Below are 24224 nucleotides of genomic sequence, written 5' to 3'. Positions count from 1 at the left end.
TTTCTTCACCTGTGGAGCATTTTAAGTATGGCACGCGTAACTGTTCAGGACGCTGTAGAGAAAATTGGTAACCGTTTTGACCTGGTACTGGTCGCCGCGCGTCGCGCTCGTCAGATGCAGGTAGGCGGAAAGGATCCGCTGGTACCGGAAGAAAACGATAAAACCACCGTAATCGCACTGCGCGAAATCGAAGAAGGTCTGATCAACAACCAGATCCTCGACGTACGTGAGCGCCAGGAACAGCAAGAGCAGGAAGCCGCTGAATTACAAGCCGTTACCGCGATTGCTGAAGGTCGTCGTTAATCACACAGCGGGTCGCCCTTGTATCTGTTTGAAAGCCTGAATCAGCTGATTCAAAACTACCTGCCGGAAGACCAGATCAAACGTCTGCGGCAGGCGTATCTCGTTGCACGTGACGCTCACGAGGGTCAGACACGTTCAAGCGGTGAACCTTATATTACGCACCCGGTCGCGGTAGCCTGTATTCTGGCCGAGATGAAGCTCGACTACGAAACGCTGATGGCCGCGCTGCTGCATGATGTGATTGAAGATACTCCCGCCACCTACCAGGACATGGAACAGCTTTTTGGTAAAAGCGTCGCCGAACTGGTAGAGGGGGTATCGAAACTTGATAAGCTCAAGTTCCGCGATAAGAAAGAGGCGCAGGCCGAAAACTTTCGTAAAATGATCATGGCGATGGTGCAGGACATCCGCGTCATCCTCATCAAGCTTGCCGACCGCACCCACAACATGCGTACCCTGGGCTCGCTACGCCCGGATAAACGCCGCCGCATCGCCCGCGAAACGCTGGAAATCTACAGCCCGCTGGCGCACCGTTTAGGTATCCATCACATCAAAACTGAGCTCGAAGAGCTGGGCTTTGAGGCGCTGTACCCGAACCGCTACCGCGTCATTAAAGAGGTGGTCAAAGCGGCGCGCGGCAACCGTAAAGAGATGATCCAAAAGATCCTCTCGGAAATCGAAGGGCGTTTGCAGGAAGCGGGGATCCCCTGCCGCGTCAGCGGTCGCGAAAAGCATCTGTACTCGATCTACTGCAAAATGGTGCTCAAAGAGCAGCGTTTTCACTCGATCATGGATATCTACGCCTTCCGCGTTATCGTCCACGATGCCGATGTCTGCTACCGCGTGCTTGGCCAGATGCACAGCCTCTATAAACCGCGTCCAGGTCGTTTCAAAGATTACATCGCCATTCCGAAAGCGAACGGCTATCAGTCTTTGCACACCTCGATGATCGGCCCCCACGGCGTCCCGGTCGAGGTACAAATTCGTACCGAAGACATGGATCAGATGGCGGAGATGGGGGTCGCAGCGCACTGGGCTTATAAAGAGCACGGCGGCGAAAGCAGCACCACCGCGCAAATCCGCGCCCAGCGCTGGATGCAAAGCCTGCTGGAGCTGCAGCAGAGCGCCGGCAGCTCGTTTGAATTTATTGAGAGCGTTAAATCCGATCTGTTCCCCGATGAGATTTACGTTTTCACCCCGGAAGGGCGCATTGTCGAACTGCCCGCTGGCGCCACGCCGGTGGACTTCGCCTATGCGGTGCATACCGATATCGGCCATGCCTGCGTCGGCGCGCGCGTCGACCGCCAGCCCTATCCACTGTCGCAGCCGCTCTCCAGCGGTCAGACTGTCGAAATTATTACCGCGCCGGGCGCACGTCCGAATGCCGCCTGGTTGAACTTTGTCGTCAGCTCGAAGGCGCGCGCCAAGATCCGTCAGCTGCTGAAAAACCTCAAGCGCGATGACTCGGTCAGCCTTGGCCGTCGTCTGCTCAACCACGCGCTGGGCGGTAGCCGCAAACTCGCCGAGATCCCGCCGGAGAATATCCAGCGCGAGCTCGACCGGATGAAGCTGGCCTCGCTTGACGATCTGCTGGCGGAGATCGGTCTGGGCAACGCCATGAGCGTGGTGGTGGCGAAAAACCTGCAGCAGGGCGAAGCCGCTGCGGCTCCGGTGCCGGCCAATGCCTCAAACCACGGCCATCTACCGATCAAAGGCGCCGATGGCGTGCTGATCACTTTTGCCAAATGCTGTCGTCCGATCCCCGGTGACCCGATTATCGCCCACGTCAGTCCCGGCAAAGGGCTGGTTATCCATCATGAATCCTGTCGTAACATCCGCGGCTACCAGAAAGAGCCGGAGAAATTTATGGCGGTTGAGTGGGATAAAGAGACCGCTCAGGAGTTCATTACGGAGATCAAGGTGGATATGTTTAACCACCAGGGCGCACTGGCTAACCTGACGGCGGCGATCAACACCGCCTCTTCCAATATCCAGAGTCTGAATACGGAAGAGAAAGATGGCCGCGTATACAGCGCCTTTATCCGCCTGACCGCCCGCGACCGCGTGCATCTGGCGAATATCATGCGCAAAATCCGCGTCATGCCGGACGTGATTAAAGTCACCCGTAACCGAAATTAGCTTTTAGACAAAACATTCGAATTGCATCAAGGCAGCAAGCGAATGACAAATCTGCCGGGAGCAGATTTGAACGCTGCTTGCAGGCCCCGTCAGGGGCGAGGTCCAGGGATGGGCCGCGTGATCCGCAGCGACTAAAGAGGTAATTCGAAGGATGAAGTGTAATGAATTCACAGCGTTATGCGCGTATCTGCGAGATGCTCGCCAGGCGTCAGCCTGACCTGACGGTCTGCATGGAGCAGGTCCATAAGCCCCATAACGTCTCTGCGGTCATCCGGACCGCAGACGCCGTTGGCGTACACGAGGTGCACGCGGTCTGGCCGAGCAGCCGGATGCGCACCATGGCCTCCGCCGCCGCGGGCAGCAACAGCTGGGTGCAGGTGAAAACCCACCGTACCATCGCAGATGCCGTCGGCCACCTCAAAGGCCAGGGTATGCAAATCCTCGCCACCCATCTTTCCAGCAAAGCCATCGATTTCCGTGAAATCGACTATACGCGCCCAACCTGCATCCTGATGGGTCAGGAGAAAACCGGCATCACTCAGGAAGCGCTGGCCCTGGCCGATCAGGACATTATTATCCCGATGATCGGCATGGTGCAGTCGCTGAACGTCTCCGTCGCCTCGGCGCTGATCCTGTATGAAGCCCAGCGGCAGCGACAAAACGCCGGGATGTACCAACGCGCCAACAGCATGCTGCCGCCGGAAGAGCAGCAGCGCCTGCTGTTTGAAGGCGGCTATCCGGTGCTGGCCCGCGTCGCGAGACAGAAAGGGCTGCCTTACCCCCACGTTAACGAGCAGGGCGAAGTGGAAGCCGATGCCGCGTGGTGGGCCACCATGCAGGCTGCGAGGTAAACCCCATGTCAGGCCGCCTGTTAGATGCCGTTCCGCTCAGTTCACTCACCGGCGTTGGGGCTGCGCAGAGCAGCAAGCTGGCGAAGATCGGCCTGCATACGGTACAGGATCTGCTGCTGCACCTGCCTTTGCGCTACGAAGATCGCACCCATCTTTACCCGATAGCCGATCTGCTGCCCGGGGTTTATGCCACCGTGGAAGGCGAAGTGCTCAACAGCAATATCACCTTCGGCGGCCGTCGAATGATGACCTGCCAGATCAGCGATGGCACCGGCATCCTCACCATGCGCTTTTTCAACTTCAACGCGGCGATGAAAAACAGCCTCGCGACCGGTCGACGAGTGCTGGCCTACGGTGAAGCCAAACGCGGGAAGTACGGCGCCGAAATGATCCACCCGGAATACCGCGTCCAGGGCGATATGAGCACCCCGGAGCTGCAGGAGACCCTGACGCCGGTCTACCCGACTACCGAAGGCATTAAGCAGGCGACCCTGCGCAAGCTCACCGATCAGGCGCTCGAGCTGCTCGAGACCTGCGCAATTAGCGAACTCCTGCCGCCGGAGCTGGCGCAGGGGATGATGAGCCTGCCCGAGGCGCTGCGTACGCTGCACCGTCCGCCTCCCTCCTTGCAACTTAGCGAGCTGGAAAGCGGCAAGCACCCGGCGCAGCAGCGCCTGATTCTGGAAGAGCTGCTGGCGCACAACCTTAGTATGCTGGCGCTACGGGCAGGCGCCCAGCGCTATCACGCCCTGCCGCTCGGCGCCAACGATACCCTGAAAAATCAGCTGCTGGCCTCCCTGCCCTTTAAGCCCACCGGCGCGCAGGCGCGGGTCACCGCCGAGATCGAGCGCGATATGGCGCTGGACGTGCCGATGATGCGCCTGGTGCAGGGCGACGTCGGCTCCGGTAAAACGCTGGTCGCCGCCCTGGCCGCTCTGCGCGCTATCGCCCACGGCAAACAGGTGGCGCTGATGGCGCCCACCGAACTGCTCGCCGAGCAGCACGCCAACAACTTCCGCAGCTGGTTTGCACCGCTGGGCATTGAGGTCGGCTGGCTGGCGGGCAAACAGAAAGGCAAAGCCCGCCAGGCGCAGCAGGACGCTATCGCCAGCGGCGAGGTGCAGATGATTGTCGGCACCCACGCCATCTTCCAGGAACAGGTGCAGTTTAACGGCCTGGCGCTGGTGATCATCGACGAACAGCACCGCTTCGGCGTACACCAGCGGCTGGCGCTGTGGGAGAAAGGTCAGCAGCAGGGTTTCCACCCGCATCAGCTGATCATGACCGCCACGCCGATCCCGCGCACCCTGGCGATGACCGCCTACGCCGACCTCGATACCTCGGTTATCGACGAGCTGCCGCCGGGCCGAACCCCGGTGACTACCGTCGCTATCCCGGACACCCGGCGCAGCGATATTATTGACCGCGTGCGCAACGCCTGCACCCACGAAGGCCGCCAGGCGTATTGGGTCTGTACGCTGATTGAGGAGTCCGATCTGCTGGAGGCCCAGGCGGCGGAAGCGACCTGGGAGGAGCTCAAGCTGGCGCTGCCGGAGCTGAATATCGGTCTGGTGCACGGGCGGATGAAACCGGCGGAGAAGCAGGCGGTGATGCAGGCTTTCAAGCAGGGCGAAATGCATCTGCTGGTGGCCACGACGGTCATTGAAGTCGGTGTCGACGTACCGAACTCGAGCCTGATGATTATCGAAAACCCGGAACGTCTGGGTCTGGCGCAGCTGCACCAGCTCAGAGGGCGCGTCGGGCGCGGCGCGGTCGCTTCCCACTGCGTGCTACTCTATAAATCGCCGCTCTCTAAAACGGCGCAGAAACGCCTGCAGGTGCTGCGTGACAGTAACGACGGTTTCGTCATCGCCCAGAAAGACCTTGAAATTCGCGGTCCCGGTGAGCTGCTCGGCACCCGCCAGACCGGCAACGCTGAGTTTAAAGTGGCGGATTTGCTGCGCGATCAGGCGATGATCCCCGACGTTCAGCGCATTGCGCGTCACATTCATGAACGCTATCCGCTGCAGGCCCAGGCGCTGATCGAGCGCTGGATGCCGGAAACCGAACGCTATTCCAACGCGTAGCGCGCTTTTGCCGCGCTGCGGGCAATCTTTCTACACAATGAGTGGATTATGAAACGAGAACTGGCCATCGAATTTTCGCGTGTCACCGAAGCCGCCGCGCTGGCGGGCTATAAATGGCTGGGCCGCGGCGATAAAAACTCCGCCGACGGCGCAGCGGTTAACGCCATGCGCATTATGCTTAACCTCGTCAATATCGACGGCACCATCGTCATCGGCGAGGGCGAAATCGATGAAGCGCCGATGCTCTATATCGGCGAAAAAGTGGGCACCGGCCAGGGCGATGCGGTGGATATCGCCGTCGATCCCATCGAAGGTACCCGGATGACGGCGATGGGCCAGGCTAATGCCCTGGCAGTGATGGCGGTCGGCGATAAAGGCTGCTTCCTCAACGCGCCGGATATGTATATGGAAAAGCTGATTGTCGGCCCAGGCGCTAAAGGCGCTATCGATCTCAATCTGCCGCTGGAAGAGAACCTGCGCAATATCGCCCGCGCGCTGAACAAGCCGCTGGGCGAGCTGACCGTCACCGTGCTGGCGAAACCGCGCCACGATGCGGCGATTGCTCAGCTGCAGCAGCTGGGCGTGCGCGTGTTCGCCATTCCCGATGGCGACGTCGCGGCCTCCATTCTTACCTGCATGCCGGATAGCGAAGTGGACGTGCTGTACGGCATCGGCGGCGCGCCGGAAGGGGTGGTTTCCGCCGCGGTGATCCGCGCGCTCGACGGCGATATGCAGGGCCGCCTGCTGGCTCGTCACCACGTGAAGGGCGACAGCGAAGAGAATCGCCGCATCGGTGAAAACGAGCTGGCGCGCTGCAAAACCATGGGCATCGAAGCGGGTAAAGTGCTGCGCCTTGATGAAATGGCGCGCAGCGATAACGTCGTCTTCTCCGCTACCGGCATCACCAAAGGCGATCTGCTGGACGGCATCACCCGTAAGGGCAATATGGCCACCACCGAGACGCTGCTGATCCGCGGCAAGTCGCGCACCATCCGTCGGATCCAGTCGATTCATTACCTCGACCGTAAAGATCCGGACGTCCAGCAGCACATCCTGTAATACCGCTTTCTCTCCTCCAGGCAACCGTCCGCGGGCGGTTGTCCTGTTCTTCGTTTATATTTGATCAATAGAGCTTTCTTGCGCCTGCGGGGTGGAAATCTTGCCCGTCTGGGCCGAAGATAAGGCATCGCTTGGCAACAGGAGAAGACGATGGCGGACTGGGTTAGCGGCAAAGTGACAAAAGTGGAGTACTGGACGGACGCCTTGTTCAGTTTATACGTGCGGGCGCCTGTCCATCCGTTTACCGCCGGGCAATTTACCAAGCTCGGGCTGGAAATCGACGGCGAACGCGTGCAGCGCGCCTATTCCTACGTCAACGCCCCCGGCAATCCCGATCTCGAGTTCTATCTGGTCACCGTCCCGGAAGGCAAGCTGAGCCCGCGTCTGGCGGCGCTGAAACCGGGCGATGAGGTCCAGGTGGTGAGCGAAGCGGCTGGCTTCTTCGTCCTCGAGGAAGTACCGGATTGCGATACTCTGTGGATGCTGGCGACCGGCACCGCCCTCGGGCCTTATCTGTCGATTCTCCAGGAAGGCAAAGATCTTGAGCGATTTAATCATCTGGTGCTGGTCCACGCCGTGCGCTACGCCGCGGACCTGAGCTATCTGCCGCTGATGCGCGAACTCGAGCAGCGCTACGCCGGCAAATTACGCATCCAGACGGTGGTCAGCCGCGAAACCGTGGCAGGCTCGCTGACCGGCCGGGTGCCGTTCCTGATTGAAACCGGGGCGCTGGAGGAGGCGGTCGGCCTGCCGATGACCCGCGACACCAGCCATGTGATGCTGTGCGGCAACCCGCAGATGGTGCGCGATACCCAACAGCTGTTAAAAGAGACCCGGCAGATGACCAAACATCTGCGTCGCCGGCCGGGCCACATGACGGCGGAGCACTACTGGTAATCAGGCGTCCGCTTTCCAGCGCACGTCCTGGGTCTCCTTGCCGAACTTATTCTCGCCCTGGGTGCCGACAAACGCCCCCAGGTCGATCAGCATCATGACGATAATCAGCGTCGGCACAAAGCGCCCAACGCCCCACTGCCAGACCTGCGGCAGCATCGCCCAGTTCCCCGCCAGCAGCATCCACGCCAGAATCATCAGCAGCGCCCACAGTCCGGATTTGCCGCGATCGTGCAGCCGCTTCACCACCACCGCCGCCGTCGGCCACAGCAGGCAGACAATAATAAACGCCGCCGTCTGCAGATTAAGCAGATTGCTGCCTGCCAGGGTGAACAGCGCGCTCATGGTCACCAGCCAAATGGCAATCCAGATCCAGAAATCGCGGCGGCCAATGCGCCCTTTAATTGAGAATAACCACTGCTGTAGGGTCATGCGTTTTTCCTTATCATCATCGTCTGCGTAGTTTACCCTGGCGTCGTGACTTTTTGACAAGCGCCGCGCTTCCCGATTTAATCGTCAGCAGGCAAAAAAAGGAACGACGGGCATGAAGAAGTGGACAATCTTGTGTTTCAGTGGGCTGATGGGCCTTGCCGTCGGCCCGCATGCGTTGTCCGCAGAAAGCGAATCGACGACCGCTGCCCCCTACCTGCTCGCCGGCGCGCCGAGCTTTGACCTGTCGATCAGCCAGTTCCGGGAAAAATTTAACGTCGATAACCCGAAGCTGCCTCTGAATGAATTCCGTTCCATATCAACCAGCCGCGATCGGGCTAACCTGACCCGCGCCGCCAGCAAGATTAACGAAAATCTCTATGCCTCCACCGCGCTGGAGCGCGGCACGCTGAAGATCAAATCCATGCAGATCACCTGGCTGCCGATCCAGGGGCCGGAGCAAAAGGCGGCGAAGGCCAAAGCGCTGGAGTATATGAGCGCCATGATCCGCGCCTTCGTGCCCACCCTTAGTCCGGCGCAGAGCCAGCAAAAACTGCAGAAACTGCTGACTGCCGGCAAAGGCAAACGCTACTTCTCCGACACCGAGGGCGCCGTGCGCTATGTGGTGGCAGATCATGGTGAAAAGGGTCTGACCTTCGCTGTTGAACCGATTAAGCTGGCGCTATCTGAAACGCTGGAAGGTAACAATAAATGACAAAAAGCAAAGCCTTTCCAGTGACGAGTCTCTATACTGTTTCACAGACCATGCTGCCCTCTGGGGCGGCTATATTCCTTAATTCGCTTAAGTAGCGTGGAGAATTAAAATGCGACATCCTTTAGTGATGGGTAACTGGAAACTGAACGGCAGCCGCCACATGGTAAACGAACTGGTTGCGAACCTGCGTACCGAGCTGGCTGGCGTAAGCGGCTGCGCAGTTGCCATCGCCCCGCCGGAAATGTATCTGGACCTGGCTAAGCGTGCGGCAGAAGGCAGCCACATCCACCTGGGCGCGCAGAACGTTGACGTAAACCTGTCCGGCGCTTTCACCGGTGAAACCTCCGCCGAAATGCTGAAAGATATCGGCGCACAGTACATCATCATCGGCCACTCCGAACGTCGTACCTACCACAAAGAATCCGACGAGCTGATTGCGAAGAAATTCGCCGTGTTGAAAGAGCAGGGTCTGACTCCGGTACTGTGCATCGGTGAAACCGAAGCCGAAAACGAAGCGGGCAAAACGGAAGAAGTTTGCGCACGTCAGATCGACGCGGTACTGAAAACGCAGGGCGCTGCCGCTTTCGAAGGCGTGGTTATCGCTTACGAACCTGTATGGGCTATCGGTACCGGCAAATCCGCGACCCCGGCTCAGGCTCAGGCGGTGCACAAATTCATCCGTGACCACATTGCTAAAGCTGACGCGAAAATCGCTGAGCAAGTGATCATCCAGTACGGCGGTTCCGTTAACGCTGGCAACGCCGCAGAGCTGTTCACCCAGCCGGACATCGACGGCGCGCTGGTTGGCGGCGCTTCCCTGAAAGCAGACGCTTTCGCGGTGATCGTGAAAGCTGCGGAAGCAGCGAAAAAAGCGTAATCCGCTTTTCCCGGTGGCGACACGCGACCGGGATGACTGATAAATCTCTGAGGCCCGGCTTCGCACAACGCAAGCCGGGCTTTTTTTGCCGCTACAGTTTTCCCAACAGCTGATACCAGGCGTAGTCCAGCGGCAGTAAAATCAAATAGCTCACCGCCGCCAGCGCCAGACAAAGCAACATCCCCGCCCTCGCCGGGACTTTGCCTAACCCCATCGCGACCACGATCGGCGACGCCTGATACGGCAGCAGCGGCGTGGAATAGCCCAGCACCTGAATCATAATCACGCTCAGCAGCGGGAAGCCGGTGGCGTCGGCAAAGCTCTGGGCAAAGGTGGTATACAGCGCCGGCACGCCGTTGGCGGTCATAATAAAGTTCAGCGCGCTGGTAATTCCGGTCAGCGCCAGGAAGCTGATGAAAGGATTGTCTTTATCCAGGGGCATCACCTGCAGCAGCGCATTGCCCACCACGCCGCCAATCCCGGTTTGGGTGACGGCGATCGCCAGCCCCAAAATCCCGGCAACATAAATACAGGTGCGCATATTCACCCCGCTGGCAAACTCTTCGCCGCTGATAAAGCCCACCCGCGGCAACAGCGTGACCACCGCCGCCGCCAGGCCGGTCCACGCCGGGCCGATGCCATGCCAGCTCTCGGTCACCCACAGCGTGAGGACCACCGCCAGCAGCCACGCCAGACGCTTCTCGTCGCGGCTCATCGCCGGCAGCGGCGCCAGGTCGCGCGGCGGATGCGGCTTACCGGGAAACAGCCAGCAGATCAGCGCCACCAGCGCCGCCCCTTTCAGCCAGCCAAGCACCGGTGTATGCAGCAGTAAATAAGGAACATAATTCAGATGGATACCGTACGACCCCTCCGCCGCGCCGCTCATCACCAGATTCGGCACGTTGGCGGGCAGAATGGTCGCCGACAGCTGAAAGGTGCCGAACCCCACCGCCAGCGCCAGGCCGTACCAGCCGCGGCTGCCGTCGGCAATGCCCGCCCGGCGGGCCATCGCCGCCACGATCGGCATCAGCAGCGCGATGCGCCCCATGTTGGAAGGCATCACGAACGCCAGGGCATAGCTCAGGAGTACCACGCTGGCGACCATCCGCGGCCAGGAGTCGGTTAGCCGCGCCGACAGCGCCTGCGCCGCCCGGTCCGCCAGCCCGGTTTTACGGATCGCGATGCCGAGCACAAAGCCGCTGAACACCAGCCAGAAGGCCGAGGAGGCAAAGCCGCCGAAGATCACCTCCGGCGGGGCGATTTTCGCCATCATCGCCGCAGCGAAAAACAGCAGCGCGGTGATAAATTCCGGCAGCAGCGACGTCGCCCAGAGCACAATGGTAACGCCGACAATCAGTGAAGGGAGGAACAGCGGGTGGGTAAGCCAGAGCGACATGCCTGTCTCCTGTCGTTTTTTTCAGCAAGAATACGACGACAGGTAAGACAGGTAAACGCCAGAACTAGTGGTTTGCGTTAAGGATGGCGCAGCGATGATCCTGAATTTCTTCCGCTGAAGCCCGGTTCAGGGACAGCAGGTTACGCTCCGTCGCCAGCAGCACCAGCGAGCCGTCGCTCTGCTGCGCCATCGCCAGCGCATAGCGTCCCATATGCTGACGCGCCTCCGGCACCTCTTCCGCCAGTATCAGGAACGGGCTGCGCTGGGCGAGCTCCGCCTCCGTCACCCGGCGCGCTAGATATTCATGGCCCTGAAGCCCACCCGGTAGTGGCAGCCAGCGGCTGCTGATCGCCGCCGAATCCTTGTCTAACTGCGCGCGCACATCGGGGCGTAGGCAGGAGATATGAATATGGAAATGGTTTTGCGTGCGTCCGCTGCGCGAGTTGATCGCCAGCGATACCGCGTTATCGGGAACCGGCGCGCCGTGGCGCTGGCTCATGATCTCACGCCCCTGCCAGGCCTGCCAGAAGAAGTTCGGCGTCAGTGGATCCAACAGCAGCGGGCTTTCGGTGCCGTTAATGCGGTAGGTCGGCATCAGCAAATACTGCAGCGGGCCGTTACGATCTTTAAACAGCACATAGCCGCCCTTGAGGTTCACTTCGGCGCACGGCGACGGGTTTTGCTGCTGTTGCTGATGGGGAACGCACTGCTGCAGAACAATCTTGCGCAACGCGTCCGGGTTGCCAGAGTGCAGCCAGTAGTAGCCGCCCGCCAGCGCCGCGAGGATCGCCACCAGCAGCGCCAGCAAAAAGTATCTTACTCTTCTCATTTTCATTCCCTGTTAAGCCTGAAGCGGAAGAGTAACGTAATTTGATGACTAAATGAAAACAGATGACGGGCGGAGCGTTTTCCGGGTCGCGGCTGGCGCCTTACCCGGGCTACGCACAGCGCAGAACTGTAGCCCTGCTAAGCCTAGTGCAAGCAGGGATTCCCGGGTGGCGTCTGGCGCCTTACCCGGGTTACGCACAGCGCAGAACTGTAGCCCTGCTAAGCCTAGTGCAAGCAGGGATTCCCGGGTGGCGTCTGGCGCCTTACCCGGGTTACGCACAGCGCAGAACTGTAGCCCTGCTAAGCGTAGCGCAAGCAGGGACAAGAGAATTAACGCTGGCTAATCTGGTCGAAGGTGCCGCCGTTGGAGAAGTGCTCTTTCTGCGCTTTCGTCCAGCCGCCGAACTCCTGATCGATAGTGAACAGTTTCAGTTTCGGGAATTCATTAGCATATTTCTTGGCCACGTTCGGATCGCGCGGACGGTAGAAGTTCTTCGCCGCAATCTCCTGGCCTTCCGGCGAGTAGAGATACTTCAGGTACGCTTCCGCCACCTGGCGGGTGCCTTTCTTATCCACGACTTTATCGACCACCGAAACGGTCGGCTCAGCCAGAATCGACTCACTCGGGGTCACGATTTCAAACTTGTCTTTGCCCAGTTCGTTGGTCGCCAGCAGCGCTTCGTTTTCCCAGGCGATCAGCACATCGCCGATCCCGCGTTCTACGAAGGTATTGGTCGAACCGCGCGCGCCGGAGTCCAGCACTTCCACGTTTTTATACAGCGCCTTGACGAAATCCTGGGCTTTCGCCTGGTCGCCATGGTTCTGATGCAGGGCATAGCCCCAGGCCGCCAGGTAGTTCCAGCGAGCGCCGCCGGAGCTTTTGGGGTTCGGGGTGATGACCGACACGCCCGGTTTGATCAGATCGTTCCAGTCATGGATCTGTTTCGGGTTGCCCTTACGGACGAGGAACACGATGGTGGAAGTATAGGGCGCGGAGTTATCCGGCAGGCGCTTCAGCCAGTTTTTATCGATACGGCCGCGCTCGGCGATCGCGTCGACGTCGTAGGCCAGCGCCAGCGTAACCACATCCGCTTCAATACCGTTAATCACCGAGGTCGCCTGCTTGCCGGAGCCGCCGTGCGACTGGCGGATCACCACGTTGTCGCCGGTCTCCTGCTTCCAGTGCGCGCTGAACGCTTTGTTGTACTGTTCGTACAGCTCGCGCGTTGGATCATAAGATACGTTTAATAGCTGAAAATCTTTTGCCAGAACGCTGGCGGATGCCAGCAACAGAGTTAACCCTACGCCCCACTTATTCATCGCACCGCTCTCTTTATGACGTGTTGTGATGGGCTAAGCGTGCCAGAAAGCGATTCAATGATTAAAGAATAAAAAAAGATTGGCTATAACTTGTGAGTATAAAGGAAGGGATAAGGATCACCCCCTCCCTGGCGGGAGAGGGCGTGAAGCGATTAGACTTCTTCCATGCGGCCCAGCAGCGCCTGCAGACGCTCCTGCCAGCCCTGCTGCTGCTCTTTCAGCTGGCTGTTTTCGCGCTCCAGCTCTTCACGACCATGCTGCGCGCTCTGAACTTCCTGCACCAGGGTGTTGTTCTTTTCTTTCAGCTCTTCGATTTCCATCTGCAACAGAGTGATGGTATCAATCGCCTGCTGAACCTTAGATTCTAATTTCTCAAACACTTCTAATGACATCGTCATACCTCTCCTGAACTTGCAAGGCGTTGATAGAAACTGGTGTTTCGTATACGCGGTCCCGCCTTAACGAAAATTAGCGCACATAGCGGTGTTATCGTCGATTGTATGAATCCCCGCCGCCCCTGTCCAGCGGCAAGCCGCGCAGATTGCGGTTTGCAACACTTTTCAGTCTTTACCTGGTACTTTCAGCGCAGTTCGCTCGTACTTCATGAGCCATTGTTAATATTATGGTTAACAAAATGCGAGGTGAAACGCTCCGGCAGCGCGCTTAATGCGCGCGAATGGCGCGAAAACGCTCATTTTCTTGACGTGGTACACACATTTGAAGTTCGATATTTCTCGTTTTTGCTCGTTAACGATAAATTAACACTATGCCTACATGGCAATATGGTCGTCTGTGACCACCCTACATACAATAATCATCACCACGCTTCAGGATTCGATTATGAGCCAAACATCAACCTTAAAAGGCCAGTGCATCGCAGAGTTCCTCGGTACCGGGTTGTTGATCTTTTTCGGCGTTGGGTGCGTGGCTGCGCTCAAGGTCGCGGGAGCCAGCTTCGGACAATGGGAAATCAGCATCATCTGGGGTCTGGGCGTCGCCATGGCGATCTACCTGACCGCAGGCGTATCCGGTGCGCACCTTAACCCTGCGGTGACTATCGCGCTCTGGCTGTTCGCCTGCTTCGATGGCCGCAAAGTGGTTCCTTTTATTATTTCGCAATTCGCTGGCGCCTTTTGCGCTGCGGCATTAGTTTACGGGCTTTATTACAATCTTTTCCTCGATTATGAAACCACCCACCATATGGTACGCGGCAGCGTGGAAAGCCTTGATCTGGCTGGCATCTTCTCCACTTACCCGAACCCGCATATCAATTTTGTGCAGGCCTTCGCGGTAGAGATGGTGATTACCGCTATCCTGATGGGCGTCATCCTGGCACTGACCGACGATGGCAACGGTGTGCCGCGCGGCCCGCTGGCGCCGCTGCTGATCGGCCTGCTGATCGCGGTGATTGGCGCCTCCATGGGACCGCTGACCGGCTTCGCCATGAACCCGGCGCGTGATATCGGCCCGAAAGCCTTCGCCTGGCTGGCCGGCTGGGGCGACGTCGCCTTCACCGGCGGTAAAGATATTCCTTATTTCCTGGTGCCGCTGTGCGCACCGGTGGTCGGCGCGGCGCTGGGCGCGTTCAGCTATCGTAAGCTGATTGGCCGCCACCTGCCTTGCGACACCTGCGTGGACGAAGAGCAAGAGAGCCCCTCCTCTTCCTCCACTCAACATAAAGCTTCGCTGTAATCTGACTACGGGACACCGACTATGACCGACAAAAAATATATCGTTGCGCTTGACCAGGGCACTACCAGCTCCCGGGCCGTTGTGATGGATCATGATGCCAATATCGTCAGCGTCTCCCAGCGAGAATTCGAACAAATTTATCCTAAGCCAGGCTGGGTTGAACACGACCCGATGGAAATCTGGGCGTCCCAAAGCTCGACGCTGGTCGAAGCGCTGGCCAAAGCGGATATCAACTCCGATCAGATCGCGGCCATCGGTATCACCAACCAGCGTGAGACCGTGGTGGTGTGGGAGCGCGAGACCGGCAAACCGATCTATAACGCCATCGTCTGGCAGTGCCGCCGCACCGCCGAGATCTGCGAGCAGCTCAAGCGTGACGGGATGGAGGAGTATATCCGCAAGGCCACTGGCCTGGTGGTGGACCCCTACTTCTCCGGCACCAAGGTGAAATGGATCCTCGACCATGTCGAAGGTTCCCGTGAGCGTGCGAAGCGCGGTGAGCTGCTGTTTGGCACCGTGGACACCTGGCTTATCTGGAAGATGACCCAGGGTCGCGTGCACGTCACCGACTACACCAACGCCTCGCGTACCATGCTGTTCAACATCCACGACCTGGACTGGGACGACAAGATGCTCGACGCGCTGGATATTCCGCGCGCCATGCTGCCGGAAGTGCGCAAGTCGTCCGAAGTGTACGGCCAGACCAACATCGGTGGTAAAGGCGGGACCCGTATTCCTATCGCCGGGATCGCCGGTGACCAGCAGGCGGCCCTGTTCGGCCAGCTGTGCGTCAAGGAAGGGATGGCGAAAAACACCTACGGCACCGGCTGCTTTATGCTGATGAACACCGGCGAAAAAGCGGTGACCTCCACTCACGGTCTGCTGACCACCATCGCCTGCGGTCCGCGCGGCGAGGTGAACTACGCACTGGAAGGGGCGGTGTTTATGGCTGGCGCCTCCATTCAGTGGCTGCGCGACGAGATGAAGCTCATCAGCGATGCGTTCGATTCCGAGTACTTCGCCACCAAAGTGAAGGACACCAACGGCGTGTACGTCGTGCCTGCGTTCACCGGTCTTGGCGCGCCGTACTGGGACCCCTATGCCCGCGGCGCGATTTTCGGCCTCACCCGTGGCGTGAACTCGAACCACATTATCCGTGCGACGCTGGAGTCCATCGCCTATCAGACCCGCGACGTGCTGGAAGCGATGCAGGCTGACTCCGGTATCCGTCTGCATGCGCTGCGCGTGGATGGCGGCGCGGTGGCCAACAACTTCCTCATGCAGTTCCAGTCCGATATCCTCGGCACCCGCGTGGAGCGTCCGGAAGTGCGCGAAGTTACAGCCCTGGGCGCCGCCTATCTGGCCGGTCTGGCGGTCGGCTTCTGGCAGAACCTCGATGAGCTGCAGGAAAAAGCGGTGATTGAGCGTGAATTCCGCCCGGGGATTGAAACCACTGAGCGTAACTATCGTTACAGCGGCTGGAAGAAAGCGGTGAAACGCGCGTTAGCGTGGGAAGAGCACGACGAAGCGTAAGATTGTGGAGGTATTCCCGGCTTGCGGCGTAAACGCCTTAGCCGGGCTACAAAACCCCAAACAGCACGATCTTGTAGCCCGGACAGGTGCGCAGCACCGCCTCCGGGTTTTTTATCAACCAAATATCGGCAGCAACAGGTACAGCTTAATCACCAGCGCGTTGACGATATCGATAAAGAACGCCCCCACCATCGGCACCACCAGGAAGGCCATATGTGACGGGCCGAAACGGTCGGTAATTGCCTGCATATTGGCGATCGCCGTCGGCGTTGCCCCCAGACCAAACCCGCAATGCCCGGCTGCCAGCACCGCGGCATCGTAGTTTTTACCCATCATCCGATAGGTGACGAACACCGCGTACAGCGCCATCGCTACCGCCTGCACCGCCAGGATAATAATCATCGGCAGCGCCAGAGAAGCCAGTTCCCAGAGCTTGAGGCTCATCAGCGCCATGGCGAGGAACAGCGACAGGCTGACGTTGCCCAGCACCGACACCGCGCGATCGAACACCCGATACAGCCCCGCCAGCGCCAGGCTGTTGCTGAGGATCACGCCGATAAACAGCACGCAGACAAAAGTCGGCAATTCAAAGACACTGCCCGCCAACAGTTGCGCAACCACCTTGCCCACCGTCAGACAGATAGCGATCAGGGCGATACTCTCGATCAGCACCAGCGAGGTGATCACCCGCCCCACGTCCGGCTTTTCGAAGGCGGTCGGCGCCACCTGATCGTCCGGCGTCCCGTCCGGCGAGGAAGAGTGTTTCACCAGGTAACGCGCCACCGGGCCGCCGATCAGGCCGCCGAGCACCAGGCCGAAAGTCGCGCAGGCCATCGCCACCTCGGTGGCGTTGGCAAAACCATAGCGCTCAACGAACAGCTTGCTCCATGCCGCCCCGGTGCCGTGGCCGCCGGAAAGGGTAATAGAACCGGCCAGCAGACCCATCAGCGGATCCAGGCCCAAAAGCTTCGCCATGCCGATACCGAGGGCGTTCTGCAGCAGCAACAGACCAACCACCACAATCAGAAAGGTACCCAGCACCTTGCCGCCAGCCCGCAGGCTGGCCAGGTTGGCGTTCAGACCGATGGTGGCGAAGAACGCCAGCATCAGCGGATCTTTGAGGCTCATATCGAAATCAATATCGATATCCATACTTTTTTTCAGCACCAGCAGCGCCAGCGCCACCAGCAGACCGCCGGCAACAGGTTCAGGAATGGTGTATTTCTTGAGGAGGGGTACGGTTTGGACGAGTTTTCTGCCGAGTAATAGCACAAGCGTTGCGGCAACGAGCGTCGATAAGGTATCGAGATGAAACATAAAAAGCTCCTTATGGGCGCATGATCCATTCACACGCGACGATATTCCTGGTGTCTTTAGCTTCTCTTCATGAGGAGGCAGAGGGGGATTTTACGCAGAACGGCGGAAAAAATGACAGAAAAAGATATTTTGTATCCTGAATGATGCGATTAAGCATACAAAATGTTAATAATCTCGTTGCGCATATTCACAGCATAAATTTTTATGGGCAAACGCTGGCAAACGTTTGCTTTTGGTCTACAGTCCGATAAAATTCCCGCTTTGCCACCTTGGGATTGCTTGTGATGTCCGTTAACACCGCAGAGTCAGAAAATGCGCAACCGGTTGCGCATAAACCAGCCAGCGAATTAATTTACCGCCTCGAAGATCGCCCGCCCCTACCGCAAACCCTGTTCGCCGCCTTCCAGCACCTGCTGGCGATGTTTGTCGCGGTGATCACCCCGGCGCTATTAATCTGCCAGGCTCTCGGTCTCCCGGCGCAAGATACCCAACATATCATCAGCATGTCGCTGTTCGCCTCCGGCGTGGCCTCCATTATTCAGATCAAAGCCTGGGGCCCGGTCGGTTCCGGACTGCTCTCCATCCAGGGCACCAGCTTCAACTTTGTCGCCCCGCTGATCATGGGCGGCACCGCGCTGAAAACCGGCGGCGCCGACGTCCCGACGATGATGGCCGCCCTGTTCGGCACCCTGATGCTGGCCAGCTGCACGGAAATGGTCCTCTCCCGCGTCCTGCACCTCGCGCGCCGCATCATTACCCCGCTGGTCTCCGGCGTGGTGGTGATGATCATCGGCCTGTCGCTGATTCAGGTTGGGTTGACCTCCATCGGCGGCGGCTACGCGGCGATGGCCGACCATACCTTCGGCGCGCCGAAGAACCTGCTGCTGGCGGGCATCGTGCTGGCGCTGATCATCATTCTCAACCGCCAGCGTAATCCCTATTTGCGCATCGCTTCGCTGGTGATTGCCATGGCGGCGGGCTATCTGGCGGCGTGGTTCCTCGATATGCTGCCGGCCAACACCGCCCCGACCAACAGCAGCCTCATCACCGTCCCGACGCCGCTCTACTATGGCCTCGGCATTGACTGGAGCCTGCTGCTGCCGCTGATGCTGGTGTTTATGATCACCTCCCTGGAAACCATCGGCGATATCACCGCCACCTCCGACGTCTCCGAACAGCCGGTCTCGGGTCCGCTGTATATGAAGCGCCTGAAAGGCGGCGTGCTGGCTAACGGCCTCAACTCCTTTGTGTCCGCGGTCTTCAACACCTTCCCGAACTCCTGCTTCGGCCAGAACAACGGCGTGATCCAGCTGACCGGCGTCGCCAGCCGCTACGTCGGCTTTGTGGTGGCGCTGATGCTGATCGTCCTCGGGCTGTTCCCGGCGGTGAGCGGCTTCGTACAGCATATCCCTGAGCCAGTGCTCGGCGGCGCCACGCTGGTGATGTTCGGCACCATCGCCGCGTCCGGCGTGCGCATCGTCTCCCGCGAGCCGCTGAATCGCCGGGCGATCCTGATTATCGCCCTGTCGCTGGCGGTGGGCCTCGGCGTGTCGCAGCAGCCGTTGATCCTGCAGTTCGCGCCGGACTGGCTGAAGAATCTGCTCTCCTCCGGTATCGCCGCCGGCGGTATCACGGCGATTGTTCTGAATTTAATTTTCCCGCCAGAAAAAGCCTGATTTAACGCGTCCCGGTCGTGCCATCGGCCGGGGCACCCTGGCGCTGCCCTCCACCGTCTGCCCCGTCACGGAAATAAACCACGCCTGCCTTGAGAAGTGCGCATAAATCGGGCATAACACGGTTATGTGCATCTCACAGAATGGAAGACCATGAAATTTCTTGGAAAGCTGATTCTCTGGCTGCTAGTCGCTCTGCTGCTCGTCATCGTTGGCGCGTGGTTCCTGCTGCAAACCCACTGGGGCGCCCGCCAGGCCAGCGCCTGGCTCAGCAATGGCACCGGCTGGCAGGTCTCCTTCGATGCGATGGACCACAATTTCTCCTCCCCTCTTCATGTGCAGTTGCAAAACGTCACCTTTGGCCGGGAAGGCAAGCCGGCAACCCTGGTGGCGAAAACGGTCGATATTGGCTTCAGCACCCGCCAGTTTAGCGACCCGCTGCATGCGGATGAGATTGTCCTTAACGACGGCACCCTGAATCTGTCACCCCACTCTGCCGACCTGCCGTTCGCTGCAGACCGGCTAATGTTGCGCAATATGGCCTTCAATAGTCCGGAAACCGGCTGGGCGCTCAGCGCGCAGCGCGTCACTGGCGGCGTCAGCCCGTGGGCGCCGGAGGCAGGCAATGTGCTGGGGAAAACGGCGCAGATCCAGATGAGCGCGGGCTCGATGACGCTCAATGGCGTCGAAGCCAGCAATGTTCTGATTCAGGGCAAGATTGATCAGGGCGAGGTCACCCTCTCCACCCTCGGCGCCGATGTCGCCCGCGGCACCTTAACCGGCAATGCGAAACGCAGCGCCGACGGCAGCTGGCTGGTGGATAACCTTCAGCTCAATGAGATCCGACTGCAGAGCGCCGCCTCGCTGGCCGACTTTTTCGCGCCGTTAACCACGGTCCCCTCTCTGCAGATTGGCCGCCTGGATATCACCGACGCGCGCCTGCAGGGGCCGGACTGGGCGGTAACCGACCTCGACCTGAGCCTGCGCAACCTGACGCTCAGTCACGGCGGCTGGCAGAGCCAGGACGGCACGCTGTCGATGAATGCCAGCGAATTTATCTACGGCTCGCTGCACTTTTTCGACCCGATCCTGAATGCCGAATTTTCACCCCAGGGTATTGCCCTGCGCCAGTTCTCCTCGCGCTGGGAGGGCGGCATGGTGCGAACCTCCGGCAACTGGCTGCGCGCCGGTAACGCGCTGGTGCTTGACGACACCGCCTTCGCCGGGCTGGAGTACACGCTGCCGGCGAACTGGAAGCCACTGTGGATGGCGCCGCTGCCGGCCTGGCTGCAAAGCCTGACGCTGAAAAAATTCAGCGCCAGCCGCAACCTGATCATCGATGTGGACCCAGCCTTCCCATGGCAAATTACCGCTCTCGATGGCTATGGCGGCGAGCTTCAGCTGGTGAAAAACGGCAGCTGGGGGGTGTGGAACGGTAGCGCGACGCTGAACGCCGCGGCGGCGACCTTTAACCGAATTGACGTGCGTCGCCCTTCACTCAAGCTGAGCGCCACGGCGTCGACGGTCAATATCACTGAGCTCAGCGCCTTCACCGAGCGCGGCATTCTGCAGGCCACCGCCGCCGTATCCCAGCTGCCGCAGCGCCAGGTCAATTTGAGCCTGAACGGCCGCGGCGTGCCGCTGAATATTCTGCAGGCCTGGGGCTGGCCTTCGCTCCCCATTAGCGGGGATGGTAACCTCCAGCTGACCGCCAGCGGCAGCGTGCAGGCCGATGCCCCGCTCAAGCCGACGGTCAACGCACAGCTTAGCGCCGTGAATATGGAGAAACAGCAGGTGGCGCAAACGATGCGCAACGGCGAGGTCAATACCGCCCCCGCCGCGCCAGCGCCCACTCCCGTCACGCCCTAGCGATGCCCCATCCCCCTCTCCCCCACGGGGAGAGGGAACGCTTCTCTGCAAACACTCCGCTCTGGCTACGCCCTTTCCCTTTCAGGGAGGGGGTCTGCAAGCATTCTGAAACCTGTGTGCAATAAGCGGCTATCTGTGCCTATTTACCGCTACTGGTTCCTTTCAAATATCAGAGTTGCTATAACCAAAATACTGGAAGTCGATAAAAACAAACCGCTCCCTGTACCTACAAAAATATAAAAGGATCAATCATGCCTGAAATACGTCAGCGTATTCTGGAGAATATGCAAAAATTCTCCCGGGCCATGATCGGCGCCGTATTGTTCTTGCCGGTCATTGGCTTAATTCTGGCCCTCAGTTCAGTATTAACTAATCCGACATTAATAGCTGAAACCAGTTTCCTGCACCAGCTTGGGCAGATGCTCGGCGACACCTTTTGGCCTCTATTTGGCAACCTCGGCTTATTATTTTGCGTCGGTATTAGCTATGGCCTGGCAAAAGATAAAAAAACCGAAGTCGCGCTGGTTGCGGTGATGTGCTTCATTATGTTTCTTGGCGCCAACCACTCCTGGCTGGAACACACCCACGGACTCGCCGAAAAAATTAACGGTGAATATTATGGCACCGGGCAAACCCAACTGCTGGGCTTTGTAGTGGTGGATATGGGCGTTTTCCTTGGCATTATTCTCGGCTGCACTATCGCGTGGGTGCACAATAAAGTCTCTACCATTGAGCTGCCCGGCGCGCTGTCGATGTACGGCGGCGCCAAGCTGACGCTGGTGGCGATGACGCCGGTGGTTATCTTCTACGCCATCGCCTTTACCTGGATTTGGCCGTTTATGACCCACGGCATCTCCGCCCTCACCGGCTTTATGAAAAATGCCGGGGTCGCCGGGGTCTTCGTCTATGGTTTCTTTGAAAAATTTCTTATCCCGACCGGCCTGCACCATTTTGTCTGGTCACCCTTCCAGCTCACCCAGATTGGCGGCACCCTGAACGTGGACGGTCAGGTGGTCTCCGGTACCCAGGCCATTTTTCTCGCCTATATGCGCCATCCGGATCTGACCCCGGTGATGAATGAGGCCCTACGCTTCTCACAGCAAGGGATGACCACCATCTTCGGCCTGGCCGGCGCCTCGCTGGCGTTCTACCACACCGCGAAGCCGGAGAAAAAAGTGATGGCCAAGGCGATTCTGCTGCCGGCAATTATCACCTCGATGCTGACTGGCATCACCGAGCCGATTGAGTTCACCTTCTTGTTTGTCTCGCCACTGCTGTGGGTGATCCATGCGACGTTAACCGCCGCCTCGCAGGCCATTTGCGACCTCTTCACCGTACGCCCCTGGGGAGCCTCGGGCCTGATCGAATTTCTGATCTATAACCTGCCGCTACCGGTCTCCTTAACGCGCTGGCCGGGATATGTCCTTATCGGTATCGGCCAGTTCGCCGTCTACTACGTGATTTTCCGCACTCTGGTGGTGAAGCTGAATCTGAAAACGCCGGGCCGGGAAGATGACGAGAACGTGAAGCTCTACAGCAAAGCGGAGTATCGCCAGAAAGTCGCGCAGCCGCAGTCGGTCACCGATGACATTATCCGCGGTCTCGGGGGTAAGGAGAATATTCTCTCCGTCGATAATTGTTTTACCCGCCTGCGCGTGGCCGTGCGCGATATGGCGCGGGTTGATGACGCGCAATTAAAAAATACCGGCGCCAACGGCGTAGTGCGCAATCGTAATGAGGTTCAGGTTATTTATGGCGTAAAAGTGGGACAGGTACGTTCCCGGGTTGATAACTGGTTAGCAGAAAATTAATGAGGAGTTTGTATGAAATTAACCGTATTAGGCGGGGGCGGCGTTCGCTCTGCATTTTTAGCGAAATCTCTGGCATATAATGCTCACCGCATTGGTTTAACGGAGGTGGTTTTTCTCGATAACTCTGCAGATAATCTGGCGATATTCGGCGAAATTGCCCGCTATGTATTTACGACCATTCGCCCGGATATTCATTTCACGACCACCACCGACCCGGTCGCGGCGCTACAAAACGCCAATTATATTATTACCACCCTGCGGGTCGGTGGTGATGAAAGCCGTATTCGCGACGAGCGCATTGCGCTGCAACATAACACCCTCGGCCAGGAGACCACCGGCGCCGGCGGCTTTGCGATGGCCATGCGTTCGATCCCGGCGATCCTCGACTATTGCCGGCTGATCGAAGCGCATGCCGCCGAAGACGCCATTCTGTTTAACTTTACCAACCCCTCAGGCCTGGTGACGGAAGCGATCGTTAAGTCCGGCTTTAAGCGTCGGGTCTACGGGATCTGCGATGCCCCCTCCGAGCTGATTCGTGAGCTGCCGGCGATCCTCGGCTGTGAGGAGCGCGACCTGAGCGTGGAATGCTATGGGCTGAACCATTTCTCCTGGTTTACCCACTTCACCGTGCGCGGGGAAGCGGTGACCGAGCGGCTGATCGCCAGCCCGGCGCTGTACCAGAAGACCGCGATGCAGTATTTCTCACCCGAACTGGTGCGGCTGTGCGATAACCAGTTACTCAACGAATATCTCTATTATTATTACTATCGTGACGAGGCGCTGAAGGCGATTCAGGGGGCAGGCGAAACGCGCGGGGAGCAGATCGCCCGTATCAATCAGGAGATGCGCCAGGCGCTGCGCACCGTGGATGCCAGAACGCAGCCGGAAGCCGCCTTCAATATCTGGATGCAGCACTACCTTCGCCGGGAAAACAGCTATATGCAGAACGAATCCCGGCAGGAGAAATTTCATACCCGCGAGCCGCTGACGCTGCGGCAGTTTATCGAAGAGCCGGACACCGGCGGCTATGCCGGGGTGGCGCTGGATATTCTGGAAGCGGTGAACAGCACCACCACCAAGCGGATCGTGGTGTCGATTCAGAATAATGGCACGCTCGACTTTTTGCGCCCTGACGACGTGATTGAGATCAGCTGCGACCTGAGCCGGGAGGGTCTCAAGCCGGTAACGCCGGTGAAGGTGCCGACGGCGCAGAAAAATATGATTTCCTGCGTGAAAGAGTATGAGCGGCTGGCGGTTGCGGCGATCCTACAGCAGGATAAGTCGCTGGCGGTGCGGGCGCTGATGGCGCACCCGCTGATCGGTTCCTATTCGCTGGCGAAAACCCTGGTCGAGGCCTACCTCGACGATGAGCAGTTCGCCGCCTGGCGGTAACCTGCTGCCGATGGGATTCCCCCGCTTGCGCTACGCTTA

General features: G+C 59.0%; 20 protein-coding genes. 14 read left to right on the top strand and 6 right to left on the bottom strand.

Going from position 1 to position 24224, the window contains the following annotated elements:
- The first annotated feature begins 27 nt into the window (after nt 1–27).
- The 6 genes from rpoZ (at nt 28) to fpr (ending at nt 7336) form a co-directional block, all read left to right on the top strand.
- Nucleotides 28–303, top strand: coding sequence for a DNA-directed RNA polymerase subunit omega (gene rpoZ / locus GT756_RS19240; RefSeq protein WP_000135058.1), 276 nt, complete (start codon nt 28–30; stop codon nt 301–303).
- Nucleotides 304–321: 18 nt separating this feature from the next.
- Nucleotides 322–2442, top strand: a complete 2121-nt coding sequence (gene spoT / locus GT756_RS19235) for a bifunctional GTP diphosphokinase/guanosine-3',5'-bis pyrophosphate 3'-pyrophosphohydrolase (RefSeq protein ID WP_004205080.1) — start codon at nt 322–324, stop codon at nt 2440–2442.
- A gap of 161 nt (nt 2443–2603) precedes the next feature.
- Nucleotides 2604–3293: a tRNA (guanosine(18)-2'-O)-methyltransferase TrmH gene (gene trmH / locus GT756_RS19230; protein ID WP_004205081.1), complete on the top strand. Its 690-nt coding sequence runs from the start codon at nt 2604–2606 to the stop codon at nt 3291–3293.
- 5 nt (nt 3294–3298) lie between these two features.
- Nucleotides 3299–5380 (top strand): ATP-dependent DNA helicase RecG, encoded by a 2082-nt coding sequence (recG, locus tag GT756_RS19225; RefSeq protein WP_023319342.1) that lies wholly within the window; start codon nt 3299–3301, stop codon nt 5378–5380.
- 48 nt (nt 5381–5428) lie between these two features.
- Nucleotides 5429–6439 (top strand): class II fructose-bisphosphatase, encoded by a 1011-nt coding sequence (gene glpX / locus GT756_RS19220; RefSeq protein WP_004205085.1) that lies wholly within the window; start codon nt 5429–5431, stop codon nt 6437–6439.
- Between the two features lie 150 nt (nt 6440–6589).
- A complete protein-coding gene (gene fpr / locus GT756_RS19215; protein ID WP_004205086.1) occupies nt 6590–7336 on the top strand; it encodes a ferredoxin--NADP(+) reductase in 747 nt (248 codons plus the stop codon).
- On the opposite strand, the gene GT756_RS19210 is transcribed toward fpr, so the two are convergent.
- Nucleotides 7337–7765 (bottom strand): DUF805 domain-containing protein, encoded by a 429-nt coding sequence (locus GT756_RS19210; protein ID WP_004173894.1) that lies wholly within the window; start codon nt 7763–7765, stop codon nt 7337–7339.
- 112 nt (nt 7766–7877) lie between these two features.
- Here GT756_RS19210 and GT756_RS19205 point away from each other — a divergent pair, with 112 nt between their 5' ends.
- The gene (locus GT756_RS19205; protein WP_043522751.1) at nt 7878–8477 is read left to right on the top strand and encodes a YiiQ family protein; all 600 of its coding nucleotides are present in this window, start codon (nt 7878–7880) and stop codon (nt 8475–8477) included.
- 109 nt (nt 8478–8586) lie between these two features.
- The gene (gene tpiA, locus GT756_RS19200; RefSeq protein WP_002922909.1) at nt 8587–9354 is read left to right on the top strand and encodes a triose-phosphate isomerase; all 768 of its coding nucleotides are present in this window, start codon (nt 8587–8589) and stop codon (nt 9352–9354) included.
- 91 nt (nt 9355–9445) lie between these two features.
- Here tpiA and GT756_RS19195 read toward each other — a convergent pair whose 3' ends face one another.
- The 4 genes from GT756_RS19195 to zapB form a co-directional block, all read right to left on the bottom strand.
- The gene (locus tag GT756_RS19195) at nt 9446–10750 is read right to left on the bottom strand and encodes an SLC13 family permease (RefSeq protein WP_160125007.1); all 1305 of its coding nucleotides are present in this window, start codon (nt 10748–10750) and stop codon (nt 9446–9448) included.
- Between the two features lie 64 nt (nt 10751–10814).
- Nucleotides 10815–11585 (bottom strand): CDP-diacylglycerol diphosphatase, encoded by a 771-nt coding sequence (locus GT756_RS19190; protein WP_174562449.1) that lies wholly within the window; start codon nt 11583–11585, stop codon nt 10815–10817.
- A 323-nt stretch (nt 11586–11908) separates the two neighbouring features.
- Complete coding sequence (locus tag GT756_RS19185; protein WP_004205090.1) at nt 11909–12898, bottom strand: sulfate ABC transporter substrate-binding protein; 990 nt, start codon at nt 12896–12898, stop codon at nt 11909–11911.
- Between the two features lie 152 nt (nt 12899–13050).
- Nucleotides 13051–13296, bottom strand: a complete 246-nt coding sequence (gene zapB / locus GT756_RS19180; protein ID WP_004150222.1) for a septal ring assembly protein ZapB — start codon at nt 13294–13296, stop codon at nt 13051–13053.
- Between the two features lie 442 nt (nt 13297–13738).
- On the opposite strand from zapB, the gene GT756_RS19175 reads away from it, so the two are divergent.
- Together GT756_RS19175 and glpK are read left to right on the top strand one after the other, a co-directional pair.
- A complete protein-coding gene (locus tag GT756_RS19175) occupies nt 13739–14590 on the top strand; it encodes an MIP/aquaporin family protein (protein WP_004205091.1) in 852 nt (283 codons plus the stop codon).
- Nucleotides 14591–14611: 21 nt separating this feature from the next.
- The gene (gene glpK, locus GT756_RS19170; RefSeq protein WP_004873089.1) at nt 14612–16123 is read left to right on the top strand and encodes a glycerol kinase GlpK; all 1512 of its coding nucleotides are present in this window, start codon (nt 14612–14614) and stop codon (nt 16121–16123) included.
- 114 nt (nt 16124–16237) lie between these two features.
- On the opposite strand, the gene gltS is transcribed toward glpK, so the two are convergent.
- The gene (gltS, locus tag GT756_RS19165; protein WP_004901437.1) at nt 16238–17440 is read right to left on the bottom strand and encodes a sodium/glutamate symporter; all 1203 of its coding nucleotides are present in this window, start codon (nt 17438–17440) and stop codon (nt 16238–16240) included.
- A 284-nt stretch (nt 17441–17724) separates the two neighbouring features.
- Between gltS and GT756_RS19160 the strand changes: the two genes are divergently transcribed.
- The 4 genes from GT756_RS19160 (at nt 17725) to GT756_RS19145 (ending at nt 24185) form a co-directional block, all read left to right on the top strand.
- The gene (locus GT756_RS19160) at nt 17725–19116 is read left to right on the top strand and encodes an NCS2 family protein (RefSeq protein ID WP_004150226.1); all 1392 of its coding nucleotides are present in this window, start codon (nt 17725–17727) and stop codon (nt 19114–19116) included.
- A 150-nt stretch (nt 19117–19266) separates the two neighbouring features.
- Nucleotides 19267–20982: an AsmA family protein gene (locus GT756_RS19155; protein ID WP_023319346.1), complete on the top strand. Its 1716-nt coding sequence runs from the start codon at nt 19267–19269 to the stop codon at nt 20980–20982.
- A 251-nt stretch (nt 20983–21233) separates the two neighbouring features.
- The gene (locus GT756_RS19150) at nt 21234–22793 is read left to right on the top strand and encodes a PTS transporter subunit EIIC (protein WP_004205095.1); all 1560 of its coding nucleotides are present in this window, start codon (nt 21234–21236) and stop codon (nt 22791–22793) included.
- A gap of 12 nt (nt 22794–22805) precedes the next feature.
- Nucleotides 22806–24185, top strand: coding sequence for a 6-phospho-beta-glucosidase (locus GT756_RS19145; protein WP_023319347.1), 1380 nt, complete (start codon nt 22806–22808; stop codon nt 24183–24185).
- The last annotated feature ends 39 nt before the right edge of the window (nt 24186–24224 follow it).

This window comes from Klebsiella sp. Q2 (assembly GCF_009900705.1).
Classification (GTDB): domain Bacteria; phylum Pseudomonadota; class Gammaproteobacteria; order Enterobacterales; family Enterobacteriaceae; genus Klebsiella; species Klebsiella quasipneumoniae.
This window is presented reverse-complemented; position numbering and strand designations above follow the sequence as displayed.

Bases quoted from the DNA above. Each gene is read 5' to 3' on its own strand.
- GT756_RS19160 (WP_004150226.1), top strand. From the start codon at position 17,725: ATGTCCGTTAACACCGCAGAGTCAGAAAATGCGCAACCGGTTGCGCAT.
- GT756_RS19205 (WP_043522751.1), top strand. From the start codon at position 7,878: ATGAAGAAGTGGACAATCTTGTGTTTCAGTGGGCTGATGGGCCTTGCC.
- zapB (WP_004150222.1), bottom strand. From the start codon at position 13,296: ATGACGATGTCATTAGAAGTGTTTGAGAAATTAGAATCTAAGGTTCAG.
- glpK (WP_004873089.1), top strand. From the start codon at position 14,612: ATGACCGACAAAAAATATATCGTTGCGCTTGACCAGGGCACTACCAGC.
- fpr (WP_004205086.1), top strand. From the start codon at position 6,590: ATGGCGGACTGGGTTAGCGGCAAAGTGACAAAAGTGGAGTACTGGACG.
- GT756_RS19175 (WP_004205091.1), top strand. From the start codon at position 13,739: ATGAGCCAAACATCAACCTTAAAAGGCCAGTGCATCGCAGAGTTCCTC.
- GT756_RS19145 (WP_023319347.1), top strand. From the start codon at position 22,806: ATGAAATTAACCGTATTAGGCGGGGGCGGCGTTCGCTCTGCATTTTTA.
- GT756_RS19185 (WP_004205090.1), bottom strand. From the start codon at position 12,898: ATGAATAAGTGGGGCGTAGGGTTAACTCTGTTGCTGGCATCCGCCAGC.
- glpX (WP_004205085.1), top strand. From the start codon at position 5,429: ATGAAACGAGAACTGGCCATCGAATTTTCGCGTGTCACCGAAGCCGCC.
- GT756_RS19150 (WP_004205095.1), top strand. From the start codon at position 21,234: ATGCCTGAAATACGTCAGCGTATTCTGGAGAATATGCAAAAATTCTCC.
- rpoZ (WP_000135058.1), top strand. From the start codon at position 28: ATGGCACGCGTAACTGTTCAGGACGCTGTAGAGAAAATTGGTAACCGT.
- tpiA (WP_002922909.1), top strand. From the start codon at position 8,587: ATGCGACATCCTTTAGTGATGGGTAACTGGAAACTGAACGGCAGCCGC.
- GT756_RS19210 (WP_004173894.1), bottom strand. From the start codon at position 7,765: ATGACCCTACAGCAGTGGTTATTCTCAATTAAAGGGCGCATTGGCCGC.
- recG (WP_023319342.1), top strand. From the start codon at position 3,299: ATGTCAGGCCGCCTGTTAGATGCCGTTCCGCTCAGTTCACTCACCGGC.
- gltS (WP_004901437.1), bottom strand. From the start codon at position 17,440: ATGTTTCATCTCGATACCTTATCGACGCTCGTTGCCGCAACGCTTGTG.
- GT756_RS19190 (WP_174562449.1), bottom strand. From the start codon at position 11,585: ATGAAAATGAGAAGAGTAAGATACTTTTTGCTGGCGCTGCTGGTGGCG.
- trmH (WP_004205081.1), top strand. From the start codon at position 2,604: ATGAATTCACAGCGTTATGCGCGTATCTGCGAGATGCTCGCCAGGCGT.
- GT756_RS19195 (WP_160125007.1), bottom strand. From the start codon at position 10,750: ATGTCGCTCTGGCTTACCCACCCGCTGTTCCTCCCTTCACTGATTGTC.
- GT756_RS19155 (WP_023319346.1), top strand. From the start codon at position 19,267: ATGAAATTTCTTGGAAAGCTGATTCTCTGGCTGCTAGTCGCTCTGCTG.